The 15,232-nt window shown below is 44.3% G+C and carries 11 protein-coding genes; 3 read left to right on the plus strand and 8 right to left on the minus strand.

The features are described from left to right. Positions 1-5 precede the first annotated feature (5 nt). Positions 6-1,589: a flavin-containing monooxygenase gene (locus tag JMY08_RS02900; RefSeq protein WP_201590092.1), complete on the plus strand. Its 1,584-nt coding sequence runs from the start codon at positions 6-8 to the stop codon at positions 1,587-1,589. Here JMY08_RS02900 and JMY08_RS02905 read toward each other — a convergent pair. From JMY08_RS02905 to JMY08_RS02915, 3 genes are all read right to left on the minus strand, one after another. Next, the gene (locus JMY08_RS02905) at positions 1,579-2,535 is read right to left on the minus strand and encodes a D-2-hydroxyacid dehydrogenase (RefSeq protein WP_201590094.1); all 957 of its coding nucleotides are present in this window, start codon (positions 2,533-2,535) and stop codon (positions 1,579-1,581) included. The two genes, JMY08_RS02900 and JMY08_RS02905, sit on opposite strands and share 11 nt — an antisense overlap. Before the next feature lie 189 nt (positions 2,536-2,724). Beyond that, a complete protein-coding gene (locus tag JMY08_RS02910; protein ID WP_201590097.1) occupies positions 2,725-3,681 on the minus strand; it encodes a response regulator in 957 nt (318 codons plus the stop codon). A 79-nt stretch (positions 3,682-3,760) separates the two neighbouring features. Continuing rightward, positions 3,761-6,073, minus strand: coding sequence for a sensor histidine kinase (locus tag JMY08_RS02915; RefSeq protein WP_201590100.1), 2,313 nt, complete (start codon positions 6,071-6,073; stop codon positions 3,761-3,763). A 659-nt stretch (positions 6,074-6,732) separates the two neighbouring features. On the opposite strand from JMY08_RS02915, the gene rapA reads away from it, so the two are divergent. Both rapA and JMY08_RS02925 read left to right on the plus strand, forming a co-directional pair. After that, the gene (rapA, locus tag JMY08_RS02920) at positions 6,733-9,621 is read left to right on the plus strand and encodes an RNA polymerase-associated protein RapA (RefSeq protein WP_194620905.1); all 2,889 of its coding nucleotides are present in this window, start codon (positions 6,733-6,735) and stop codon (positions 9,619-9,621) included. A 387-nt stretch (positions 9,622-10,008) separates the two neighbouring features. Beyond that, entirely contained in the window at positions 10,009-10,911 is a 903-nt protein-coding gene (locus JMY08_RS02925) for an acyl-CoA thioesterase (RefSeq protein ID WP_201590103.1), read from the plus strand. 128 nt (positions 10,912-11,039) lie between these two features. Here the strand turns inward: JMY08_RS02925 and mutY are convergent, their stop codons facing one another. The 5 genes from mutY to JMY08_RS02950 form a co-directional block, all read right to left on the minus strand. Continuing rightward, positions 11,040-12,275: an A/G-specific adenine glycosylase gene (gene mutY / locus JMY08_RS02930; RefSeq protein WP_201590106.1), complete on the minus strand. Its 1,236-nt coding sequence runs from the start codon at positions 12,273-12,275 to the stop codon at positions 11,040-11,042. A 66-nt stretch (positions 12,276-12,341) separates the two neighbouring features. After that, positions 12,342-13,280: a GIY-YIG nuclease family protein gene (locus JMY08_RS02935; RefSeq protein ID WP_201590109.1), complete on the minus strand. Its 939-nt coding sequence runs from the start codon at positions 13,278-13,280 to the stop codon at positions 12,342-12,344. 25 nt (positions 13,281-13,305) lie between these two features. Further along, positions 13,306-14,262 (minus strand): ribosome biogenesis GTPase YlqF, encoded by a 957-nt coding sequence (ylqF, locus tag JMY08_RS02940; RefSeq protein WP_201590112.1) that lies wholly within the window; start codon positions 14,260-14,262, stop codon positions 13,306-13,308. A 131-nt stretch (positions 14,263-14,393) separates the two neighbouring features. Next, on the minus strand, positions 14,394-14,564 hold the full coding sequence (locus JMY08_RS02945) for a DUF2339 domain-containing protein (protein WP_201590266.1): 171 nt from the start codon (positions 14,562-14,564) through the stop codon (positions 14,394-14,396). After that, positions 14,561-15,106, minus strand: coding sequence for an HNH endonuclease (locus JMY08_RS02950; protein ID WP_201590115.1), 546 nt, complete (start codon positions 15,104-15,106; stop codon positions 14,561-14,563). Before JMY08_RS02950 ends, JMY08_RS02945 begins: the two co-directional genes overlap by 4 nt. Between the last annotated feature and the right edge of the window lie 126 nt (positions 15,107-15,232).

A 15,232-nucleotide genomic window follows, 5' to 3' on the forward strand; every position in this document is an offset into this window, starting at 1 on the left:
AAATTATGCTTAATATCACAGCGACCAGACAAGCCATCAAGAAGCGCTTTAAACACAAAAAATCACCAGCAGCGCCGCCAGTAGATTGTGATGTGCTTATCGTTGGTGCAGGGCTTGCCGGTATCGGGATGGCCTGTCAATTACAACAACGCAAGTCAAAAAAGAAAGTGAGTAAGCAGGCAAAAACGCCACCATTTATCGTATTAGAAAAGCGCTCGGATCTAGGTGGTACTTGGGATTTATTCACGTATCCTGGTATTCGCTCTGACTCTGATGCCTTGACCTTTGGCTATAGTTTTAGACCGTGGTTGGATCATCGAATGCTGGCAGCAGGTGAGGACATTAAGAGTTATATCGCTGATACGGCACGTGAATTTGGCATTACTGAACATATTCGCTATCAGCATGAGGTGCAGCAGCTGTCATGGTCAAGCCGTGATCAACAGTGGTCAGCCACGATCAAAAATCATATGAGCGGTGAGGTGTCTACGTTGACCGCAAACTTCGTCGTCGGGGCAACCGGCTATTATGACTATGAGCAGGGTTATCAACCGCATTTTGAAAAGGAAGAAGATTTCCAAGGTCAAATCGTCCATCCGCAGCATTGGCACAACGTTGATTATCATGATAAAAAAGTGGTCATTATTGGTAGCGGTGCCACAGCGATGACGTTGTTGCCTGCGATGGTCAACGAAGACGATGGTCAATGCGTGCAGCACGTCACGATGTTGCAACGTTCGCCGACTTATGTGGCAAGCGTACCTGGCGATGATTATGCGCTTGAGTGGCTATCTGCTAAATTTTCGCCTTTATCAAAACAGCAAGCTTATACGCTATTGCGGGCGCGTAACGTCTTAAGACAGCAAGGCGTTTATCAGTTTGCTGCCCACGCACCGAAAGTATTAAAAGCGCTATTAACCTATGGCGTGAAAAGAGAATTAAAAGGTAGTGGTGTCGATGTTGATCATTTTGTTCCTGCGTACAATCCATGGGACGAGCGACTCTGTGCGGTGCCAGATGGTGACTTATTCAATACCTTGCACAGCAAAAGAGCAGGGGTGGTCACTGACCAAATCAGCCACTTTACTCAAACGGGCATCATGCTTGAGTCGGGTAAACATCTCGATGCTGATATTATTGTCACCGCAACGGGATTAAAGCTGCAAATGCTCGGCGGCGCGTCATTGTATATTGATGGTCAGCCAGTCAAAGTGGGTGCACGTATGACCTACAAAGCAGTCCTAGTTGAGGATGTGCCCAACATGGCCGTGATGTTTGGTTATATCAATGCTTCGTGGACTTTAAAGGTAGACTTAGCCTCTCAGTATATCGTACGGCTACTTGATTATATGCAGACCCATCGTTATCAGGTCGCTGTGCCACAAGCTGAGACCAAGCGTGAAAAGGTACAAGTTCAGTCAGATACGGTGATGGGTGCACTATCGGCGGGTTATATTAAGCGAGCTCAGGACGAGTTGCCCAAGCAGGGCGATCGCTACCCTTGGCATGTGACGAATAATTATGTCAGCGACCGCATTATGCTCAAACACCGTAAAATAAAAGATGACTGGTTACGTTTTAGCCGTTAGCATTTTGGTGGCTATCAATAAAGTCAGTGACTTTGTTGCTTAGCATTTGCCATAAAGTTTCTTGCGCACTCTTGCTGCCCCATGCATTGTGCGGACTAAATATGACGCGTGGATGATTAGCAAGGGTCAATAAAGGGTCGTCTTTGACAATCGGCTCTTGTTCAAACACGTCGCTGGCATAGCCGATGATTTGCTCATTATTGATGGCATCGGTCAGTGCTTGGCTATCGACAACGCCGCCGCGAGCCACATTGACGATAAGTGGTTGCTTGGTCATTTTTGCCAAGGTGTCTTTATTAATGAGATGTTGGGTTTGCGCGTTTAATGGGCAATGCAAGCTCAACACATCAGCGCGGGCAAGCACCTCATCAAACGCGGTATAGTCGTTATTACGTGGTGCCCGTCCTTGATGTTCCGTCCACAATACGCTCATGCCAAAAGCACGGGCAATCTCGGTGACGCGTTTGCCGATAGTGCCGACCCCAATAATCCCTAGCGTTTTATTTTCCAAATCTATCAACGGAATATCCAGCAGGCAAAAATTACCGTTTGCCTGCCATGTGCCGTCAGCGACTTTTTGATGATAATAAATACCGGCACGCATAGCCGTCAGCATGAGCATAAAGGTATGCTCAGGCACGCTTTTAACCGCGTAACCTGCGACGTTATATAGCGCGACATTATGCTCAACACAAGCCTCTTGGTCGACGTTATTCATACCGGTCGCTGTCAGCTGGATAAGCTTCAGGTTGGGGAGTTTGCTTATTACGTCAGCGTCAATTTGGACTTTATTGGTGATGATAATATCAGCGTCTTTGCAGCGCGCTAAAATGACCTCATTGTCTTTTGGCGTGTCATCATAAGTCACATAGTCACTGATGCCTGTTGGTGCTGGCAAGTCGACGCCATCAGAAAACGTACCTTTATCTAAAAAAACCGCTTGCATGGCTATTCCTTATCTCATTGTTATTTTAAATGGGTTTGCATGATTATCGGCTTAATGTAGCACGTTGGTGATTTTAGTCAAAAAACGCAAAGTAAAAAACCTCTACTTCAATATTGAAATAGAGGTTTTAATTTTTGCGACAGGAGTTTTTGTGCTTATGTTGTTTTTGTGCTTATGTCATTTTTACGCTTATAAAGAGAAACGTTTGCGCAATTTGCCGATAAGGCTACGTACGCGACTGCTTAAATCAATGCGCACATCGTTTTCAGGGTCATGTTCGACTTCATAACGCTTCACCAACTCTGGACTGGCTTTCAGTTTTGTATGGTGTTGGAATGCACGATTGACACTAATCTCAAGTAGGCTGGCGCGCATTGGCTTCGGTAAGCAGCGATAGACTTGACCTTTATTAATCAAATCAATCAGCAAGCCTGCATCTTGGAATTCAGTCTGTACCAAGACCACCAAGTGCGGCGCATCTTGTTTTAAGGTAAAGATAATCGGGGCGATATTTTCGCCGCTGACATTAATATCAGTGATACAAACACCGATATCTTCGTTCGCCAGATAATCATAAGCCTCTTCTAAGCCCTCAGCGTGCAGTACTTTATAGCTGTTAGAGAACTGCTTGCGTATCTGCTCAATCAGCTCGTTGGTCTCATCGATCACCAACAGTGTTTGCTTATTACCTGAGCTATCAAATTGGTCGGCATCTTCGTCTGGATTATAGGTCAAGGCGATTTCGGTGGCGCGGCCAATGACGGCGAGTAGCTCTTCAGATTTGCACGGCTTGGTTAAATAACGATAAATCTCACCATCGTTAATAGAGCCAATAATGGCATTTAAATCGGCATAACCTGTCAATAAAATGCGCATGGTAGACGGAGAGATGTCTTTCACTTCGCGTAGGAGATCCACACCGACTCGCTCAGGCATACGTTGGTCACTGACCGCGACGTGTACATGATTGTTTTTAATATAGTCGATATACTCAGTCGGGTCGGTGGTGATAAAGACGTCATGGGTCTTACGAAACAGCAGTTTCATAGACCGTAAAATGCGTTGTTCGTCGTCAATAAAGGCCAATTTTGGCTTTGATTCAGACCCTAGCTCAACGGCATTGGGCGTATTTTCAGATTCATTCATGATGATATCCTTATGATGAATAATAATTGTCGTTAAATATCTAAATATGTTCTACTTAACAGGGCAGTTGACCCAGCGCTTACGCAACTAGGCTTTGCTCTGTTAAGTCATTATTAATCGGTAGCGTTAAGGTAAAAGTGGTGCCCATGCCTTCTGTAGATACAACTTTGATATCACCATTATGTTGCTCCATAATCTGCTGACTGATAGCCATACCAAGTCCTGTACCTTCGCCTGCGCCTTTGGTCGTAAAAAACGGCTCGAATATTTGATTAAGGATTTCTGGGCTCATGCCTTTACCGTTATCACTGACATCGATATAAACATTGCTATCATCGGCGTGCGTGCGCACTTCGATTTTGCCATCCGGTTTTTCTCCCATGGCTTGCGCGGCGTTATTGAGCAAGTTCACCAATACTTGGTTAATTTGCGACGGTGAGCATTTTACTTCAGGCGTGGGCGCAAAATCAGTGACAATCTCTTGATGTCTGATAGAGTTACCAGCGATTTTGAGCGAGGCTTCAATACATTCGCGCACATCGATGGTTTTTACTTTTGATTCATCAAGACGGGCAAAGTTACGTAGATTTAACACCATTTCCGTGATTTGCTCAACGCCAAAGAGTGAATCTTTAATCAGCTCTTTTAGCTCAGATGATAGGTCGTCTTCTTGGATTTCATCAGACGCACGGACAATATCTGCTAGTAACTTGTCAATTTTGCCATCAGATGCTGCCTCAGACTTAACGCCTTTTAATCCTTGTACCAGTTCAATCAGCTCTTCGTATTGCTCCGTCAACTGACCGATAATTTCTAAATTGTTTTGCACATAAGACAAGGGTGTATTCACTTCATGGGCGACGCCTGCCACCATTTGACCTAGAGTGGCCATTTTTTCTGACCGAATCAATTGCAGCTGGGAGTTTTTCAGCTCTTTTAGCGTGTCTTGTAGCTCAGCAGTACGTTCTTCAACTTTAATCTCTAACTGTTGGTTGATATTGGCAAGCTTACCTTCGTTAGATTGGATTCGATCTAATAGATCATTAATAGAGCCGTTTACCAGTCCAATCTCGTTTCGACCTTCAGAAAATTTAACTTCGCTCAGCTTATTGTATTGCTTGTCGTTAATCAGGTTTTCCGCTTGCGAGATTTTATCAGTGGTTTCTTTTAGCGGTTTGAAGGCTAAGAAAGTCAACATAAAATAAATCACGCCTGCTGTGATGAGTAGCGCCAATGCAATCCAGTTAATCAAGTTTTCACTAAGATTATCGGCGATGGCGTTAATTTCAGCATCAGGCTGGACAACGATAAGCTTCCAGTAGGTTTCAGGAATCTCAAAAACGTACGCTTGACTACCGTTGTAGTAGCTGTCTTTCGCCAGCGCAAAGCTCTGTAACAAGCGACTGTCCATGGCGTTCTGCTTGTTCTCACCGTTATTTAGATAAGCGGCGTAGTTGACGAGATAATAACCCTTTGCCGTACCGGTTTCTGCTTTATCAAGCGTGGTCAATACTTGTTGGATTTGCGGTGAGACGTTAGCAGCAACTTGCTCGATGGTCTCATTACGTTGGACATCTAAGAAATCAAGCACCGGTTGCCAAGCAGGGTCTGAGTTAATGACTTGTTTGATATCAAGCGGCGTACCGGTTTCTTCGTCAATATAGCTTAAGCGTTCAGGGTTAGAGGACGCGATAACTTTATCACTGTTATCCAATAATAAAATATAGCCTGAGCCCGAGCTTTCGCTTAACTTCACGATGTTTTCTTGTAGCTGGTTAAGGGTGAAGTTGACGGTACTGGCACCCCAAAACTGATTGTCACGCTCAATAGCGACGCCGCAGCTCATCGCAAGCTCGCCTTTGGTTTGGCTGGCGCGGACATGGTTCCAGATACAGCTCTCAGGTTTGAGCAGCTTCAAGACACTAAACCAATCTTCTTGATAATAAGGGTTAGCTGGATTTGGGTCGCTCAACACCGCTTGATAGTCACCATTTTGACGTACCATCAAGAAAGGATGGGTGGCGGTGTTTGCCCCAAGTGCCCCATTATCAGGCCAAATACCACCACTACCCAACAGGCTATAATCACGCTTATCAAAGGCATTGGCAGTACTGGCTTGTAAAATCGCTTCTTCTGGCGGCAACGTTTGAGCGCTCTGTTGTAGCAGTAACGCACTACGCATCACTCGATTGATATCAGCAGAGATGCTATTGACTGCCGTATTACCACGTTCCGCCACCAGCTTTGCTGATTCAAGACGGATTTTTTCATAGCCTTCTTTATCAACAACATAGACGACAACTGCGAGTACGATTGCAAAAGCAATAAATAAAATAGTAGTCACTTGGGTACTAACTTGATTAAAAAAGCCAACTTTTTTGGAGGCACTCATGATGGTGATGGTCCTTGGGTGATAGTGACCACAAAAAAGACTGCCAATACAATTTAATGATTGCAATCAATCGTGTGGTTATATGTAATTTTGATCAATATGATTTGTATATAACGGCAAAACACCTAAAAGTATAAAAGTTATGGAGATATAACTTAACCAACTGAATTGTCTGTGTGCTCATCACTTAAAAATTTATAGACAGCCATACTGTGCCTACAAATCATGAAAGATAATCAATCACAGATATTGGCCAGTTAAGTGGTATGTTTAAGTGAGCGTTTGGACAATTTAGGTCGTTCAGGTAAGAAAAGGGAGATGTTCTATTGCATTTGTTAACAATACAGAAGCAATTTTATAATGACAATATTTTTTCTTTACTTACGAGTCGTTATCTTATTATTTTATATAACCAACTTATGCTTGGTATTGAAATAATCTTGCATCAATCTGCTCTTGAAAAGTCAACTTAACGCACTCATCTAGCCGCTAACGTTATATAATGGTTCGGCCAAAACGTTGGCTTGATTTATGTGGCTGCTTTGCACTGACGTTTTTTGACGGGTAGCGGCGTGAGTAAGTAACCTTTGCCAGCATTACTAGCCACCATTGCTAACTACCTATTTTCTTATCATCTGAGTACAAAAAGACATCGCCTTATGACTATCTCTATCGCTTCATTGCACAGCACCGAATTCGCCGTTGGTCAACGTTATTTATCTGATACGGAGTCCGAGTTGGGCTTAGGTGTGGTCATCGATGTAGACGACCGATGTGTACATATTTTATTTCCGCAAAGTGAAGAGACGCGCGTCTATGCGAAAAACTCCGCGCCATTATCACGCGTGGTGTTCAAAGTTGGCGATAGCATTTATGACCAAGACGGCAAGTGCTATCTGGTCAATGCGGTTGATGAAGTGATGGGCGTGCTCAAATATGGTGTCGATGAACACGAGCGCGGCATCATGGAAACTCGTCTCGCTGCCAACATCACCTTGGCTAAGCCGCTTGAGCGTCTGCTAGCTGGTCGTATTGAGCGCGGTGATTGGTACGAGCTGCGTCAAGATATCTTGCGTATGCAATCGGCGCTTGCTGGTCATCCACTCAAAGGCATGATGGGCGCACGTGTCGATATCATTGAGCATCAGCTCTATATCGCCCATGAAGTTGGCAAACGTATTGCACCGCGTGTGTTGCTCGCTGACGAAGTGGGTCTGGGTAAAACCATCGAAGCGGGTTTGATTATTCATCAACAGTTGTTAACGGGCAAAGCTGAGCGTGTGCTTATCCTAGTGCCAGACAGTCTACAATATCAGTGGATGATTGAGCTGCGCCGTCGCTTTAACTTGAATTTTGCGCTGTTTGATTTGGTACGTGCGGCAGCCATTAAAGAACACGATCCTGAACAAAATGTCTTTGCGACTGAGCAATGTATCATTGCTGGTATGGATCTATTGCTCGACCATCCTGACTTGTATGATCAAGCGATGGATGCAGGGTTTGATTTATTGGTGGTCGATGAGGCGCATCATCTGCATTGGGACGAGGCGCAAGGTGGCAACGATAAATATGACTTGATTGCTGACTTTGCCGAAGAGACGCCAGGAGTTATGCTACTGACAGCGACGCCTGAACAGCTTGGGGCACAAAGTCACTTTGCTCGATTGCGTTTGCTCGATCCAGATCGCTTTGATGACTTGGATGAATTTATCGATGGTCAAGAAGCTTTTGCTGAAACGGCTGCTGTCGCTGGTGTATTAATCGAAGATAAGCCTTTGAGTGACAGTCAAATTGCCGCCTTAAGCAGTTTGCTAGACATCAGCATGGATGAGTTGGCAACGATTAATGATGATGAAAAACTGCGCACACATGCGCTCAATGAGCTACTAGATCGTCATGGTACAGGCCGTATTTTATTCCGTAATACTCGTGAGAGTGTCAAAGGGTTTTATGGTCGTAGCAGCCAGCCGTATCCACTGGCATTACCTGCCGCATGGATAGACAGCTATCAAACCAATGGCAAATTGCGCGAGCAGCTGTGGGGCGAAGAAAACCAACCTGATGGTGGCTGGCTAGAAGACGATCCACGTGTGCCATGGTTGATTGAGATTTTGCGCGGTGAGCTTAAACACAAAAAAGTGCTATTGATTGCCCGTAGTGGCGCGACCGTTGAGAGCTTGGAGGCGGTATTACGTCTGCATGCAGGCATTAAGACGGCTATCTTTACTGAGCAAATGACGCTACTTGAGCGTGACCAAGCAGCCGCATTCTTCGCAGACAGCGAAGGCGCGCAGATACTATTGTGCTCGGAGATTGGCTCGGAAGGTCGTAATTTCCAGTTTGCCAGCCAGCTGATACTATGGGATTTACCTGCCAATCCAGATACCTTGGAGCAGCGTATCGGTCGCTTAGATCGTATCGGACAAACACAACAAATTATGCTGCACGTGCCTTATGTACAGGGCACAGCGCAAGAGCGATTGTATCATTGGTATCACGATGCGCTGAATATGTTTAATCAGATTTCACCGACCGCGCAGAGCGTACAAGAGCAGTATATCCAAGAGCTTAAGCCGATGCTTGAAGGCGCGGATACCGATGCTAATCGTACAATTCTGCAAAGTATTATCGAAGAAGCACAACAGACGCGATTGGGGCTAGAGGCGCAGCTACAAGCGGGTCGTGATCGCCTATTAGAATATAACTCGTGCCGTCCACGTGTCGCTGGTCGTATCGCGGACGCCATGCGTGATTTTGATGGTCATAATCTATTGCCGCAGTTTATCGAGCGCTTTTTTGCCTCAGCCAATATTGATCACAATATTCAGCGCGATGGCTCGTGGGTGATTGCCCCGATTGATAGCACCGAGATTAGTGATTATATCGATGGCCTGCCACTTGGTGATGAAGATGGCATGACCTTGACCTTTGAGCGTGAGCAAGCACTACAGCGTGAAGATATCGAATTCATCACTCATGAGCATCCATTGATGCGCGCTATCTATGAGCTGGCAAGTACCAGCACCTTTGGTAATACCACGGTTGCGATGCTAAAAAGTTCTGCTGTGCCACAAGGTATGGTACTGCTCGAAGTGAATTTCCGTGTCGAAGCGATTGCGCCGAGATTGCTCAATTTGCCAGCGACGTTGACGACACAAAATATCCGTGTGTTTATCAGTGAGCAAGGCAGTGATTTATCCGCGCGTATCAGTGCCGATATGATCATGCCGCATATTGAGCGTCTGGATAAAAACCGTGCCCGCCAAGTGATTAAAGTACGTGGCGATGTGATTGAGCAGCGTTATTATGAAGCCGAAGACATTGCCCGTCAGCAGTTAGCAGAGATTGGTGAGCAGGCGAGCGCCCGCTTTAGCCAACAGTGGTCACGTGAAATCAAACGCTTAAAGCACCTACAAACCATCAATCCTAACGTCCGTCCTGCAGAGATTGAGCGTCTTGAGCAACTAAAAGCCCAAGGCGAGCAAGCCTTGAGTAATTTATCGCTAGTGCCAGACTCTATCCGCGTATTAGTGGCAGTAAAACCATAAGTTAAAAGTCTGATATAAAAACGAGGTGTTTAATCGTCTCGTTTTTTTGTTTATTTATCATAATTGATATTATGTGCTTTATTCGCTAAGTTAGTGCATTAGACGGATACTGGTGGATACACCGCCATTATCTAGTCAAAGCTCACAATTTTGGGTAAGATGTTGACCTTCTTGCCGAATAATGAATGTTTAATCATCGCGATACTTCATCGGTATTTTTTGTTCTAAAATCTCTCTTGTGTATTTTCAGCAAGTGATTTCATATTATTTTACATTCAACCGCAAAGGATCTTGCGCGATATCATATTGATATCGTTGGGTGCATGTTTTTAGATGCTCATTTTTAGATGCGTAGCGTTTTTGATAAAAATAAGGAAACATATCGTCATGTCCGATTATTCGCAACTGATTGATGAGCTGCTAACTACGGTGGCGCTTATCGAGGTTACCCCTGATATCTTTGAGGGCAAAAGCCACGATTATGTCGGCAGTCGTATTTTTGGTGGACAAGTCCTTGCCCAAGCCATCATGGCAGCGGCGCATACACTAGATAAAGACAAACCCTGTCACTCACTGCATGGGTATTTTTTGCGCGGTGGGGACATCACTCAGCCCGTCATTTATCAAGTGCGCCGCCTACGTGACGGTCGTAGTCTGTCTGCGCGTGAAGTGACCGCGATTCAATATAAAGAAGTGCGTGGTAAGCCACCAGTTGAGCAAGTGATATTTTCGATGATTGCTTCATTTTCACCGATGGAAGAGGGCTTGGAGTATCAAGAAGATATGCCAGTCTATCCGCCGCCTGAAGATTTGCTCGCCGAGCAGGATTTAAAAGAAGAGTATGTTGGTAAAGTGCCAGACGCGCTCAAAGCCCGTTTTATGCGTCGTCGTCATGTTGAGATTAAGCCAGTCAAACCGCGCGATCCGATTCATCCGGAGCCGATGAAACCTAAACAGGCGAACTGGTTGCGCATTCGTGAACTGGGCAAGCAGCCCATTGCTATTCAGCAAGCACTATTGGCATTCTCTTCTGATTTTTATCTAGTGGGAACCGGCCTGATGTCGCACGGTGTCAGCTTTATGACCAGCGGCTTACAAGCGGCCAGTATCGATCATTCGATGCATTTTCATCGTAATTTTGATTTAAATAATTGGCTATTGTACGACATGTGGAGTGATACCACGTCTAATGCCAAAGGCTTAAACCATGGGCAGTTCTGGCAAGATGGTAAGCTGGTGGCCACTGTGCAGCAGGAAGGATTGATGCGCTTGCGAGTGCCAAAGTCTTAAGCTTCTAGTATTTCATAAATAAAAAAAGCGACTCATGATTCATTGTGAGTCGCTTTTTTATGGTGTATGGGGTGGTTCTTTAATCAGTTGGTTTGAGCATAATTGGTGTGGAGGCATGGATTATATGATTATTCTAAAATCTTAACCATCGCGCGTGGCAATCCAAGTGTTGCCTGCGCATCAACAGCATTTAACCAATGAATATTAATCTCTGCTGCTTGTAAGGCTTCGGTCATTTCAGCAGTTTGCTTAGCGTTTAAAGTGACAGATTGCGGTGTCAAATACCAATGGAAATGGGTCAGCGAATGCTTAATAGGAGCGTCGTCTAATAAAGTTTTACTGACTGCTTTTGCTGCCAATTTATGCTTATCTAACCACTCGTTAATAATCTGTTCAGCAGTGGTAAATTCTGTTTCATAAACTTTTTCATTACTAGCAACTTTTAATGGTTTATCAGCGCTGACTTCTGAATTTTTAGCAGTTGTTTTGCCACTTACTTTACCGTCAATTTTTTCAATAAACTGCAAAGGCAAACTCCACAGTCCACCCCAAATGCCATTATCAGGGCGTTGTAACCACAATATATTGCCATTAGAATTTTTAATTAACAGTGCATTGCTAAACTTGCTAGGTTTAGGCTGTTTTTTTGCTTTGACTGGATAATCCGTCTCACGCCCTTGCGCATGGGCTAGGCAGTCATCTTTTAACGGACACAAAAGACAAGCAGGTTTGCTACGAGTGCATAAGGTTGCGCCCATATCCATTATCGCTTGCGCAAATAGTCCTGAGTTTTCCCTAGGCGTTAAACGTTCTGCCAATGCCCATAGCTCTTTGGTCGTGGCTGACTTGGTAATGTCGCCGTCAATCGCTGCCCAACGTGTGATTACTCGTTTAACGTTGCCATCGCAAATGACGCCATAATGATGTAAGCCCATTGCCATAATCGCGCCAGCAGTCGACGGTCCAACACCAGAGATTGCTTCCCATCCTGCTAGTGTCTGCGGAAAGTTGCCCGTCTCATCAATGACTTCGACCAATTGCTTAGCGCCTTTATGCAAATTACGCGCCCGCGCATAATAGCCAAGTCCTGCCCAATGCTCTGCCACGGTATCCCAGTCCGCTGCTGCTAAATCCTGCACTGTCGGAAAGCTGTCCATAAAACGGGCAAAGTAGGGTGGCACTGTCGTTACTTGCGTCTGTTGCAGCATGACTTCTGATAGCCAAACGATATAAGGGTTGGGTGTATCGGTTTGGTGCTGCTGCCAAGGCAAGTCATGGCGACCGTTTTCGGCAAACCAATCTAGTAGGCGGGGTGCGAAGGAGTCGAGGTTAGTATCGGCATGGATAAAATTAGTAGCTGTCATAGGCAATGGGCGAACAATTCAAAAGTAAGAAGTTTATATGAGGGTCGCATGTTGGGATTAAAGGCGTTAGCGATAAATACTATCTAAAGTTTGACCTGCTTCATTTTTCCACTCAATCCAGCCATTGGTTGAACGACCTGATACCAATACGCTAGCGCCACTGGGTGTTTTAAAGAGTTGGTTTTCAGTAAGTTTATAGCTTTTATCATTTACTGCTATTAGTTTGCCGCTACTGAGCAAGCTCTCTTTTAATCTAGTCACAAATGGCGGTGCTGATGGTGTTTGTGCTTGTCGTATTAATGATCCTGCCAGTAATACAAAGCCATCATCGTCATAATAGCCTTCAGCATTAGCATCCTTAACCTTGTAATAAAATAATACTGGCGTGGGTTTAATTGGAAATGCTTCAATTTCTTTTTCTGCTTTAGCAAGGGAAGAAAAAGTAGTTTTATTTTTATAAGTGTTATTGCTATGTAGGCTATCATGGATAGCCAAAGATTCGAAAATAGGTTGTCCTAGAGTTGATAACAGGACATCAAGGGTGTGAAACAGTTCTTCGCAGTCAGCTTTTAACGGGTCGGGAGTATGCGGTCGATTCCCATTATTACCGTTTTTAATTTCATAGCGTCCAACTTGAGTAGCAGTCGCTATAGCTTTATGTTCCATATAAAGTGCATGAGTTTGGGTCATAGAGTTATTGGTCGAGAGCATGACAAAAGCTCGCGTCCAAAAATCCTTATCATCATGTTGGTTAAGACGCCTTTTAAGGTCACCAGTTTGCCCAACATAAAGCAAGGGTTTTTCTGTGCTTTCTGTTTCACCAATTAAGAAGTATAAACCCACTTGATTAGCATCGGGCATCGCAAAAAAGTCATCAATGTGGATACGTGGGATTTCAATCAATCTTACCGTGCGCGTAGTCATCTCTGCCAAACGCAACCCACGAGGGTTACCTTTTGGCAGATAAATTTGAATAGTTTTAGCTGATGGTATTAATGGATTCATAGTCGCTTATATTATTAGTGAATGCCTACTTCCGATTCTTACGTGTTTTCAAACGACGCAAACGCTTCTCTTCTTCTTTAGCAATTCTTTTTTCTTCTGTAGCGAGTCTTTGTTTGGCGACCACGAGTTCTTCAGCCTCGGTCATTGCTGGCGTTTCTAACGTAATGCGCCCAATTTTAGCGCTACGTAACTCATTCACGAGAATCTCAGACATGCGGTAAGTATCGACTTTATTACCCGAACGGACACAGCCGCGATTACGCCCAGCGACTTCAAAAAACTCCCAATCTGTCTTAGGTAATTCTTCAATTTTATAGCGAGTTTTTAGCAGTTCAGGATAGGCATGCATCAAGTACTCAGCGGTGTAACTGGCCACATCAGCGAAGTCAAAAGCCGTATCACGAATACCACCAGTCGCTGCCAGACGATAGCCAGAGTGCTCGTTTTCGACTTTTGGCCATAGCATTCCGGGGGTATCATAGAGCATGATGTCATCGTCCAGCTTAATCAGCTGCTGCGATTTGGTCACGGCTGGCTCGTCACCTGTCTTTGCGACAGCGCGTCCTGCTAGCGTATTAATCAAGGTAGATTTGCCAACGTTCGGGATACCCATAATCATGGCTTTGATTTGGCGACCTGTGCCGACTTTATTGGGCACCAGTTGTTTACAGATGGCGATGATACGTTTCACATCGTTGGCTTTCTCGGTATCGCAAGCAATGGCTTTGACACCGCTTTGCTGCTCAAGATATTCCATCCACGCTTGGGTCAATTCTGGATCAGCAAGGTCGGCTTTGTTCAGGATTTTGATGACAGGTTTTTCGCCGCGCAATGCTGCAACCATTGGGTTTTCACTACTATAAGGGATACGCGCATCGATGACCTCGATGACCAAATCCATCTGCGGCATGATTTCTTTGATTTCGTTACGGGCTTTGTTCATATGCCCAGGGAACCACTGAATACTTACTCTCTTATCCATCTGCTTTCATAACCTTTTATAAAAAATGCTAAAAGTAAGACAATCAACGCTTACTTTCTAATGGTGTCCAGTTTACTACAGAACCACATTGCTCACGGCACAATTTCACTTAACCAGATTTGTCATTACGCCTAATTTTGGTTTTCTGTTTCCTCGTGCGCGGGTGGTAATGGGGCAAGATAACCAATTAACAGTATCAAGCTGCCTGCACCAAGGAAGGATATCACTCGCCAAATCGCCTCCGTTTGTGACAAATCTACCAAGACCAATTTGAGTGCGACGACTCCTAGATAATTATTTATTTCACAAAGGCTTCATCTAATTGTTTATACATGTTGAGAGATTTTTCAGACTCTATTTTGATATTCTCGTATAAGCTGTTAGCTATAACTCTAATGGCATGCCGCTCGGTTTCATTGAGCTTTGGATATTTGTACTTCTCAAAATTGGCGAGTATTTTCATTTTTCTTGCTTCAAATAATTCAAGCTCATTTCTTCGTTCGCAAACTTTGAGTAAGTGCTGCTCCCAATGACAATATTGTTTACTTTCTAACCTTTCTCGCTTATTGCATGACTTACAACATGGGACGATATTACCAGGGTGATGAAGTCCATACTCTGTACGATTAAACATTAAAACATGTTCGATCTGCAGCGCATTAGAAGTATCATTACAATAGGCACAGCAATCAGAGAAATCTTCCCCTTTTATAGCTAACCAAATTGCTTTCCCTTTTCCACTACCCGTATTAAAGGAATGGCCTAAGTAATGCTCACCAACTTTTGTCAGAAATGCTCGTACAGCGGTGTTAGCTGAATCTGATGAACTATTGTATACTGCCATATGTCTCATGGTTCTTGAAAGTAGACTATATAGTCTACCTAATTTATAAATATAAATTGAATATTTTATATACTTAGGTCAAAGCAAAAGCGCTATTATCCAGCAATCACTATTTTTAGAATAATT

This window comes from Psychrobacter sp. Pi2-51, from assembly GCF_904846665.1.
Taxonomy (GTDB): Bacteria; Pseudomonadota; Gammaproteobacteria; order Pseudomonadales; family Moraxellaceae; genus Psychrobacter; species Psychrobacter glaciei.

Excerpts from the sequence above, each read along its gene's own strand:
- JMY08_RS02910 (WP_201590097.1), bottom strand. The coding sequence starts at position 3,681 with ATGAATGAATCTGAAAATACGCCCAATGCCGTTGAGCTAGGGTCTGAA.
- JMY08_RS02915 (WP_201590100.1), bottom strand. The coding sequence starts at position 6,073 with ATGAGTGCCTCCAAAAAAGTTGGCTTTTTTAATCAAGTTAGTACCCAA.
- JMY08_RS02925 (WP_201590103.1), top strand. The coding sequence starts at position 10,009 with ATGTCCGATTATTCGCAACTGATTGATGAGCTGCTAACTACGGTGGCG.
- JMY08_RS02935 (WP_201590109.1), bottom strand. The coding sequence starts at position 13,280 with ATGAATCCATTAATACCATCAGCTAAAACTATTCAAATTTATCTGCCA.
- JMY08_RS02950 (WP_201590115.1), bottom strand. The coding sequence starts at position 15,106 with ATGGCAGTATACAATAGTTCATCAGATTCAGCTAACACCGCTGTACGA.
- JMY08_RS02905 (WP_201590094.1), bottom strand. The coding sequence starts at position 2,535 with ATGCAAGCGGTTTTTTTAGATAAAGGTACGTTTTCTGATGGCGTCGAC.
- ylqF (WP_201590112.1), bottom strand. The coding sequence starts at position 14,262 with ATGGATAAGAGAGTAAGTATTCAGTGGTTCCCTGGGCATATGAACAAA.
- rapA (WP_194620905.1), top strand. The coding sequence starts at position 6,733 with ATGACTATCTCTATCGCTTCATTGCACAGCACCGAATTCGCCGTTGGT.
- mutY (WP_201590106.1), bottom strand. The coding sequence starts at position 12,275 with ATGACAGCTACTAATTTTATCCATGCCGATACTAACCTCGACTCCTTC.
- JMY08_RS02900 (WP_201590092.1), top strand. The coding sequence starts at position 6 with ATGCTTAATATCACAGCGACCAGACAAGCCATCAAGAAGCGCTTTAAA.